This is a genomic window from Anoxybacillus sp. (assembly GCF_036834105.1).
GTDB lineage: Bacteria > Bacillota > Bacilli > Bacillales > Anoxybacillaceae > Anoxybacillus.
Genome location: NZ_DAITON010000217.1, coordinates 1 through 2197 on the forward strand (window position 1 = coordinate 1; position 2197 = coordinate 2197).

A 2197-nucleotide genomic window follows, 5' to 3' on the forward strand; every position below is an offset into this window, starting at 1 on the left:
TCATTCCGCCAGCCGTCCACATCGATACGTCTTTTGATACTTTATATATAAGTCCAATACCCTCTGCAATCGCGTATAAAAAAGTGGAAATGGCTGCACCGGCTAGCACGATGCGAAACGGTGAAAATGACTTTGCGCCGATGCCAAATACGAGCAAGCCACCGAGCGACGCACCAAGAAAACAGGCAAATACGGTTTCGATATAGTTTGTGTCAGGAAAAAAAGCAAACATTGCGGCTAACGCGGCGTTCGCCCCTGCTGTCAGTCCGATTAATCCCGGGTCTACGAGCGGGTTTCTCGTCATCCCTTGCATAATAGCACCGGCAACAGCTAACGCGGCGCCCACAACGACAGCTGCCGCTTCACGAGGAAGACGAACCTCATAAATCATCATTGTTTGTTCGTTTGTTCCCGGCGCTGTCAGCGCTAGCCATACATCTTTGATCGTCGTCTCCGCAGCCCCAACAACAATTGAACAAACGAAGGTCACGAGTAATACAATAAAAGCAAATAAATATTTTTTCAGCATATACATCCTCTCTTTTCTTTCGCATAAAGAAAGAGGAATTCGCGACGAACTCCTCTCTCTACTATATTACTCTCCTAAAAAGTGCTTTTTGAAAAACTCAAGCTGATACTCTAACGTAATTGGGTCGTTAAAGTAAAATTCTTTTGCGTTTGCTTCAAAGACGCGATTGTTTTTCACTGCTGGGATATTTTTATACGTTTCTGTTTCTGTAAACGAAAGGTCGCCATCTGCGTTTTTACTGAAGATGACGTAATCCCCTGCAAATTGCGGAAGCACTTCAAGCGAAATCGCGTAATAGCCATCTTTTAACGCATGTTCTTCTACTGCTTTTGGCATTTTTAATTTCATTTCTTGATATAAAATTTCTGTTCCACGACCCCAGTTGTTACCGAATACATACAGCTGTTTATCGAAGTTTTCAATGACTGAAACGGTCGCATCTTCACCAATTTTCGCACGAATGTCTTCACCAGCTTGTTGCGCACGCTTTTTGAAGTCATCGATCCATTTTTTCGCTTCTTCTTCTTTATTCAACAGCTTCCCAATTTCTAAATGTTGTGTTAAATAGTCGACTTTTCCATACGTATACGTGACAGTCGGCGCAATTTCCTTTAATTTATCTAAGTTTTTATTTGTTGACGCAGCGATAATTAAATCTGGCTCCAACTCGATAATTTGTTCTAAACTTTCATCTGTCACTTCTTTTGCGTCCTTTAGATATGGCTCATAACGCGGGTTCATTTTCGCCCAAGAATCGACACCGACAATTGGGACATCTAACGCCATCACACTACCTGCTAAAAATGACGATAACACGACAACGCGTTTCGGATTGGAAGGAACTTCAATTGGACCCGTTTCTGATTCATACGTAATCGTTTTCGGTTCATTCGCTTCTTTTGTTGCTTTCTCTTGTTCGTTTTCTGCCGCTTGGTTACCGCACGCACTCAAGATGAGGACGAACAAAAGAAGAATGGACATCATTCGCTTGTTCAACATATGCTACATCTCCTTTGATTAAATGATATGTGATACACATCGGTTTGTTTGTTCGAGGGTCGCGGCCGATTTCTGCGTCAATATGAAACACTTGTCTTAATACATCAGGCGTCATGACTTGTTCGCACGTTCCCGCTTGCACGATTTTCCCGTCTTTCATGGCGATCATATAGTCCGCAAAACGAGCCGCTTGGTTTAAATCATGAAGCACCATCACGATCGTGCGCTTTTGTTCGCGATTTAAACGTTGCAACAATTCAAGCACTTCTAGCTGGTGGGCCATATCTAAATACGTCGTCGGCTCATCTAAAAAAATGATATCTGTTTCTTGTGCAAGCGCCATCGCAATCCATACTCGCTGTCTTTGACCACCTGATAACGAATCGACCGGGCGGTGTTTAAATGCAATCGTTCCAGTCATTTCAAGCGCCCAATCAATGACTTCCACGTCCCGTTTCGTCAATCGACCAAATCCTTTTTGGTAAGGGAAACGTCCGTATGAAACGAGCTCACCGACGGTTAAACCGCTCGGGCTTTCCGGGGTTTGCGGCAAAATCGCCATTTTTTGCGCCAACAATTTCGTATGCTCTTGCGAAATTTGTTTCCCGTCTAAAATGACCGCCCCTTCTTGATGACGAATAATGCGCGTCATCGCTTTTAAAAGCGTTG

3 protein-coding genes are annotated in these 2197 nt (G+C 43.6%); all 3 read right to left on the minus strand.

Annotated elements, in window-relative coordinates; translation table 11 throughout:
* Positions 1–529, minus strand: a 529-nt coding sequence (locus V7Z64_RS13055; RefSeq protein WP_442885213.1) for an iron chelate uptake ABC transporter family permease subunit, incomplete at its 3' end; no start/stop codon positions are given.
* A gap of 66 nt (positions 530–595) precedes the next feature.
* Positions 596–1528, minus strand: a complete 933-nt coding sequence (locus V7Z64_RS13060) for an iron-hydroxamate ABC transporter substrate-binding protein (protein ID WP_442885214.1) — start codon at positions 1526–1528, stop codon at positions 596–598.
* On the minus strand, positions 1464–2197 hold a 734-nt coding region (locus V7Z64_RS13065), incomplete at its 5' end, for an ABC transporter ATP-binding protein (protein ID WP_334110710.1). The genes V7Z64_RS13060 and V7Z64_RS13065, both read right to left, overlap by 65 nt.

Bases quoted from the DNA above. Each gene is read 5' to 3' on its own strand.
- V7Z64_RS13060 (WP_442885214.1), bottom strand. From the start codon at position 1,528: ATGTTGAACAAGCGAATGATGTCCATTCTTCTTTTGTTCGTCCTCATC.